Source organism: Achromobacter sp. (genome assembly GCF_049647645.1).
Taxonomy (GTDB): Bacteria; Pseudomonadota; Gammaproteobacteria; order Burkholderiales; family Burkholderiaceae_B; genus Achromobacter.
This window is the reverse complement of sequence record NZ_JBARYB010000034.1, coordinates 24,806-30,851: the sequence shown is the minus strand read 5'-3', so window position 1 is coordinate 30,851 and position 6,046 is coordinate 24,806. Positions and strand designations below refer to the sequence as shown.

General features: G+C 63.6%; 5 protein-coding genes and 1 pseudogene. All 6 read right to left on the bottom strand.

What is annotated here, in order from left to right; genetic code table 11:
- Positions 1–257: pseudogene (locus WBB14_RS03640) on the bottom strand (DNA methyltransferase); the annotation flags it as partial.
- A 34-nt stretch (positions 258–291) separates the two neighbouring features.
- On the bottom strand, positions 292–720 hold the full coding sequence (locus WBB14_RS03635; protein WP_013392301.1) for a CopD family protein: 429 nt from the start codon (positions 718–720) through the stop codon (positions 292–294).
- Between the two features lie 98 nt (positions 721–818).
- Positions 819–2,270, bottom strand: a complete 1,452-nt coding sequence (locus WBB14_RS03630) for a bifunctional 2-methylcitrate dehydratase/aconitate hydratase (RefSeq protein WP_424238610.1) — start codon at positions 2,268–2,270, stop codon at positions 819–821.
- A gap of 63 nt (positions 2,271–2,333) precedes the next feature.
- Positions 2,334–3,527, bottom strand: a complete 1,194-nt coding sequence (gene prpC / locus WBB14_RS03625; protein ID WP_424238609.1) for a bifunctional 2-methylcitrate synthase/citrate synthase — start codon at positions 3,525–3,527, stop codon at positions 2,334–2,336.
- Between the two features lie 93 nt (positions 3,528–3,620).
- Complete coding sequence (prpB, locus tag WBB14_RS03620) at positions 3,621–4,511, bottom strand: methylisocitrate lyase (RefSeq protein WP_054450739.1); 891 nt, start codon at positions 4,509–4,511, stop codon at positions 3,621–3,623.
- Between the two features lie 182 nt (positions 4,512–4,693).
- Entirely contained in the window at positions 4,694–5,683 is a 990-nt protein-coding gene (locus WBB14_RS03615) for a malate dehydrogenase (RefSeq protein WP_013392305.1), read from the bottom strand.
- Positions 5,684–6,046 lie beyond the last annotated feature (363 nt).

Sequence of the window (6,046 nt, the reverse complement as noted above, 5' to 3'; positions counted from 1 at the left end):
GCCCGATCCGACGAGCCGCGCGTGGGCTGGCCGCGGCCGGCACCGCGCGGTCCGCGGGCTTCCTCGTCCTTGCGCCGTTGATAGGCGACGGGATCCTTCTGGCGCTCGATGCTCTCCTTGGTGCGTTCCTGTTGCGCGACCAAACGGGCGCGGGCGCCCGTGCGGGTGCGCTTGGGGGCGTCTTCAGCGTGGGCGTCGCGCGCCGTTTTCTTGATCGTCAGCGTCTTGCGCGGACGGTCCTGTTCATCAGAGGACATACGAATCCTGGCGAATGTGCAAAGGTAGGGGGTATCAGAAGGGTTTGACGACGACCAGCGCCACCACCACCAAGAGCAGCAAGACGGGAACTTCGTTGAACCAGCGATAGAACTTGTGCGAACGGGTGTTTTTGCCCTGTTCGAATTTGCGCAGCATCAGGCCACAGGCGTGATGGTAGCCGATGACGAGCAGGACGAAAAAGAGCTTGGCGTGCATCCAGCCGTTACCGGGGCCGACGCCGATGCCGTAGCCCAGGTACAGCCACATGCCGAACACGACCGCGACCACGGCCAGGATGGTGGTGAAACGGTACAGGCGGCGTGCCATGCCCAGCAGGGTGGTCTGCACCGTGGCGTCCGATTGCTGTGCCAGGTTCACGAAAATGCGCGGCAGATAGAACAGGCCGGCAAACCAGGAAGCGATAAAGACAATATGAAAGGTCTTGACCCAAAGCATGGCCATGGCGCGATCCAGTCGAGGAAAGCCGCATTGTAAGCTGCACCACCGTGCCACCAGGGCCGGGGCAAAGCCCCGTGGATGGGGCTTTGCGGGCCGCCGGCTCAGATCACGTAGAGGTCGACGTACTCGTGGACCGGCATGGCTTCCAGCTGCTTCTGGTCCAGCGAGGCCTGCAGGATGCGGTCCTGCTGCCGGGCGGGGAACATGCGCGCCAGATTGGTGCGGAACTTGTCTTCCAGCAGCGGTATGCCTTCGGCGCGGCGGCGCCTGTGGCCGATGGGGTATTCGCAGACGATTTCGTCCAGCCGCGTGCCGTCCTTGAATTCCACCGTCAGCGCATTGGCGATCGAGCGCTTGTCGGGATCGTGATAGTCGCGGGTGTAGGCCGGGTCTTCGACGCAGACGATCTTGTCGCGCAGCGCGTCGATGCGCGGGTCCCGCGCCACCTCGTCCTCATAGTCGGCCGCGGTCAGGCGGCCGTACAGCGCCGGCACCGCCACCATGTACTGGATGCAGTGGTCCCGGTCGGCAGGATTGGCCAGCGGGCCCTTCTTGTCGATGATGCGGATGCAGGCCTCGTGCGTTCGGATCGTGATTTTCGCGATGTCGTCGGCGCTTTTGCCTGCGGCTTTCAACCGGCCATGGAGTTCCATCGCGCATTCGACGGCGGTCTGTGCGTGGAATTCGGCCGGAAATGAAATCTTGAACAGCACGTTTTCCATCACATAGCTGCCGTAGGGGCGCTGGAACCTGAACGGTTGGCCCTTGAACAGCACGTCGTAGAAGCCCCAGGTCTTGGCCGTCAGCACGGACGGATAGCCCATCTCGCCGGTCTTGGCGATCAGCGCCAGGCGCACGGCGCGGCTGGTGGCGTCGCCTGCCGCCCAGCTCTTCCTGCTGCCGGTGTTGGGGGCGTGGCGGTAGGTGCGCAGGCTCTGGCCGTCGACCCAGGCCAGCGACACCGCATTGATCACTTCGTCGCGGTTCAGGCCCAGCATTTGCGCCACCACGGCGGTGGAGGCCACCTTGACCAGCACCACATGGTCCAGGCCGACCTTGTTGAAGGAGTTCTCGAGCGCGATGCAGCCCTGGATCTCATGCGCCTTGATCATGCCGGTCAGCACGTCGCGCATCAGCAAGGGAGGTTTGCCCGCCGCGACCGCGGTGCGGGACAGCCAATCGGCCGTGGCCAGGATGCCGCCCAGGTTGTCGGACGGGTGGCCCCATTCCGCGGCCAGCCAAGTGTCGTTGAAGTCCAGCCAGCGGATCATCGTGCCGATGTTGAACGCGGCCTGGACGGGATCGAGCTGGAACTGGGTGCCCGGCACCTTGGCGCCGTGGGGAACTGTCGTGCCGGGCACGAGGGGGCCCAGCAGTTTCTTGCACGCCGGATATTCCAGCGCTTCCAGGCCGCAGCCCAGCGTGTCGATCAGGCAGTTGCGCGCCGTTTCGTACGCCAGGCTGTTCTGGATTTCATACTTCAGGACGTAGTCGGCGATATCGACCAGGACCAGGTCGGGATCGGGACGGACGTTGGAGATCGGGGCAGACATAGCGGTACCTCTCCATAGGATGAATACAGGTGGCCATGTCGTGCCCTCGTCCGTGTCCCGGTCTTACTTGCGCTTTTCCAGCGGCACGAACTTCTGGTCTTCCGGGCCCACGTAATTGGCGGTGGGGCGGATGATCTTGTTGTCGATGCGCTGCTCGATGACGTGGGCCGACCAGCCTGCCGTGCGCGCAATGACGAACAGCGGCGTGAACATGGCGGTCGGGACTCCCATCATGTGATAGCTGACGGCCGAGAACCAGTCCAGGTTGGGGAACATCTTCTTGATGTCCCACATGACCGTTTCCAAGCGTTCGGCGATGTCGAACATCTTGGTGCTGCCGGCCTGCTTGGACAGCTTCTTGGCGACTTCCTTGATGACCTTGTTGCGCGGGTCGGACACGGTGTAGACGGGGTGGCCAAAGCCGATGATAACTTCCTTGGCTTCGACGCGGCGGCGGATGTCGGCCTCGGCCTCGTCCGGCGTGTCATAGCGCTTCTGCACGTCGAAGGCCACTTCATTGGCGCCGCCGTGCTTGGGGCCGCGCAGCGCGCCGATGGCGCCCGAGATGGCGGAGAACATGTCCGAGCCGGTGCCGGCGATGACGCGGGCGGTGAACGTGGACGCGTTGAACTCGTGTTCCGCGTACAGGTTCAGGGAAATGTGCATGGCCTTGACCCAATCATCACTGGGCTTTTCGCCATGCAGCAGGTGCAGGAAGTGGCCGCCGATGCTGTCGTCGTCCGTCTGCACGTCGATGATGCGGCCGTTGTGGCTGTAGTGGTACCAGTACAGCAGCGCCGAGCCCAGGTTGGCCATCAGGCGGTCGGCGATGTCGCGCGCGCCCGGGGTATTGTGGTCGTCCTTTTCGGGCAGCACGCAGCCCAGCACCGACACGGCGGTACGCATCACGTCCATGGGGTGGCTGGAAGCAGGCAGGGCTTCCAGCGCGGCTTGCAACTGGGCGGGCAGGCCGCGCAGGCTGCGCAGTTTTTGCTTGTAGGCCTTCAGTTCGGCCTTGTTGGGCAGCTTGCCGTGGACGAGCAAGTGGGCGATTTCCTCGAATTCGCTGGTGTGGGCGATATCCAGGATGTCGTAGCCGCGGTAGTGCAGGTCATTGCCGCTGCGGCCAACCGTGCACAGCGCCGTGTTGCCGGCGACGACGCCAGACAGCGCAACCGATTTCTTGGGTTTGAAGCCGGCCTTTTCTTCCGGCTTGGCGTCCGATTTGGCTTCTTGCTTCTTGGGAGCCGTACTCATGTCTCTACTCCTTCCTTTCGCGATGGTCGTTGCTATGGGGGTGGGCATGCAAGGCGCCGGGCGGCTGCCACGGCGCCGGAAACCGGGGCCTGCTTACGCTTTGCCCTTCTGGAAAAGCGCGTCCAACTTGGATTCGAACTCGTGATAGCCGATGCGGTCGTACAGTTCCTCGCGCGTCTGCATCAGGTCCACCACGTTCTTCTGGTGGCCGTCGCGGCGGATGGCGGTATAGACCGCTTCGGCGGCCTTGTTCATGGCGCGGAAGGCCGACAGCGGGTAGAGCACCATGCCCACGCCCACGCTCTTCAGTTCTTCCACCGAGAACAGCGGCGTCTTGCCGAATTCGGTGATGTTGGCCAGCACCGGCACCTTGACGGCCTTGACGAAGCGGTCGTAGGTGGGCAGGTCGTAGGCGGCTTCGGCGAAGATGGCGTCGGCGCCCGCTTCCACGCAGGCCAGCGCGCGCTCGATGGCGGCGTCCACGCCGTGCGAGGCGATCGCGTCGGTGCGGGCGATCAGGTAGAAATCGGTGTCGGTGCGGGCGTCGGCCGCAGCCTTGACGCGGTCGGCCATTTCCTCGGTCGAGACGATTTCCTTGCCCGGGCGGTGGCCGCAGCGCTTGGCGCCGACCTGGTCTTCGATGTGGCAGGCGGCGGCGCCGAACTTGATCAGGCTCTTGACGCTGCGGGCGATGTTGAACGCCGACGGGCCGAAGCCGGTGTCGATGTCCACCACCAGCGGCACGTCGCAGACGTCGGTGATGCGGCGCACGTCGGTCAGGACGTCGTCCATGGTGTTGATGCCCAGATCGGGCAGACCCAGCGAGCCTGCCGCGACGCCGCCGCCGGACAGGTAGATCGCGCGGTAGCCGGCGCGCTTGGCCAACAGCGCATGGTTGGCGTTGATGGCGCCGATGATCTGCAGCGGGCTTTCTTCGGCGAGTGCGCGGCGGAAGAGGGCGCCGGCGGATTCGGGTCTGGACATGGGTGGTCTCCGTGATTTGGACCGGGTGTTTTCAGAATGCCCCGGATGGAAGGTCAGGCCGGAAAATAAATCTGTCCCCTTCGACATTCCTTTGCGCAGCGGCAAAGGGACAGGTTTATGTTTCGGTCTTGCTTAGGAATTGGGCCCGCGCAAACGGGCCCAATCCTTTACTCATGCGCTGCTTACTTCAGCAGGTCCTTGACGCCGTCGCGCTCTTCGAGGAGCTCTTTCAGCGTGAAGTCCAGGCGCTCGCGCGAGAAGGCGTCGATTTCCAGGCCTTCGATGCGCTTGTATTCGCCGTTTTCGGTCGTGACCGGCACGCCGTAGATGATGCCTTCGGGGATGCCGTAGGAGCCGTCCGACGGGATGCCCATCGTGACCCACTTGCCGTTGCTGCCCAGGACCCAGTCACGGACGTGGTCGATGGCGGCGTTGGCGGCCGAAGCGGCCGAGGACAGGCCACGGGCTTCGATGATGGCGGCGCCGCGCTTGCCCACGGTGGGGATGAACGTGTCGCGGTTCCAGGCGTCGTCGTTGATCAGCTTGGACAGCGATTCGCCGCCGACGGTGGCGAAGCGGTAGTCGGGGTACATCGTGGGCGAGTGGTTGCCCCACACCACCAGCTTTTCGATGTCGGCGACGGCCTTGCCGGACTTGGCGGCCAGTTGCGACAGGGCGCGGTTGTGGTCCAGGCGCAGCATGGCGGTGAAGTTCTTGGCGGGCAGGTCCGGCGCCGACTTCATGGCAATGTAGGCGTTGGTGTTGGCCGGGTTGCCCACGACCAGGACCTTGACGTTGCGGCTGGCGACGTCATTCAGGGCCTTGCCCTGAGCCGTGAAGATCTGGGCGTTGACGGACAGCAGGTCCTTGCGTTCCATGCCGGGGCCGCGCGGACGGGCGCCGACCAGCAGGGCCACGTCGGCATCCTTGAAGGCGGTGCGCGGGTCGCTGTGGGCGGTGACTTCTTGCAGCAGCGGGAAAGCGCAGTCATCCAGTTCCATGATGACGCCCTTCAGGGCCTTTTGCGCTTTCTCGTCGGGAATTTCCAGCAGTTGCAGGATGACGGGTTGATCTTTACCCAGCATTTCGCCGGAGGCGATGCGGAATAGCAGTGCGTAACCGATTTGGCCGGCGGCGCCGGTGACGGCGACACGCAAGGCAGGCTTGGACATGGACGTTCTCCGTAATGGTTTGGCGAGAAAAAATCTCACCAATCAGTGTAATCGTTGGGCGTGAAAATCAACGCGTGTGCAGCGGCGCGCAGCATGGCTGGCGCAGGGCCCGGGCAGCGTTGAATCCTAGATCGAATTTACGTGTCCGTCAATTGCTCTTCTATCTTATATAAGACATAAGACGTTGGACAGCTTCCCGGCCGATATGCCACAATAGAGCGTTTATTCGAATGCGCCGCAGCCCGGTTTCGGTTGCGCGCCTGTATCAAGCCAGAACATTGGCGGCGGCAGCGCATTGCGGATGGGTTCGCTGCCTTGCGCCGCCCTCCCATTTCCCCGGATAAACATGACTCAATCAAAAAG

What these genes read in the sequence shown, in the direction of transcription:
- prpB (WP_054450739.1), bottom strand. Translation starts at nt 4,511, where the DNA reads ATGTCCAGACCCGAATCCGCCGGCGCCCTCTTCCGCCGCGCACTCGCC.
- WBB14_RS03615 (WP_013392305.1), bottom strand. Translation starts at nt 5,683, where the DNA reads ATGTCCAAGCCTGCCTTGCGTGTCGCCGTCACCGGCGCCGCCGGCCAA.
- prpC (WP_424238609.1), bottom strand. Translation starts at nt 3,527, where the DNA reads ATGAGTACGGCTCCCAAGAAGCAAGAAGCCAAATCGGACGCCAAGCCG.
- WBB14_RS03635 (WP_013392301.1), bottom strand. Translation starts at nt 720, where the DNA reads ATGGCCATGCTTTGGGTCAAGACCTTTCATATTGTCTTTATCGCTTCC.
- WBB14_RS03630 (WP_424238610.1), bottom strand. Translation starts at nt 2,270, where the DNA reads ATGTCTGCCCCGATCTCCAACGTCCGTCCCGATCCCGACCTGGTCCTG.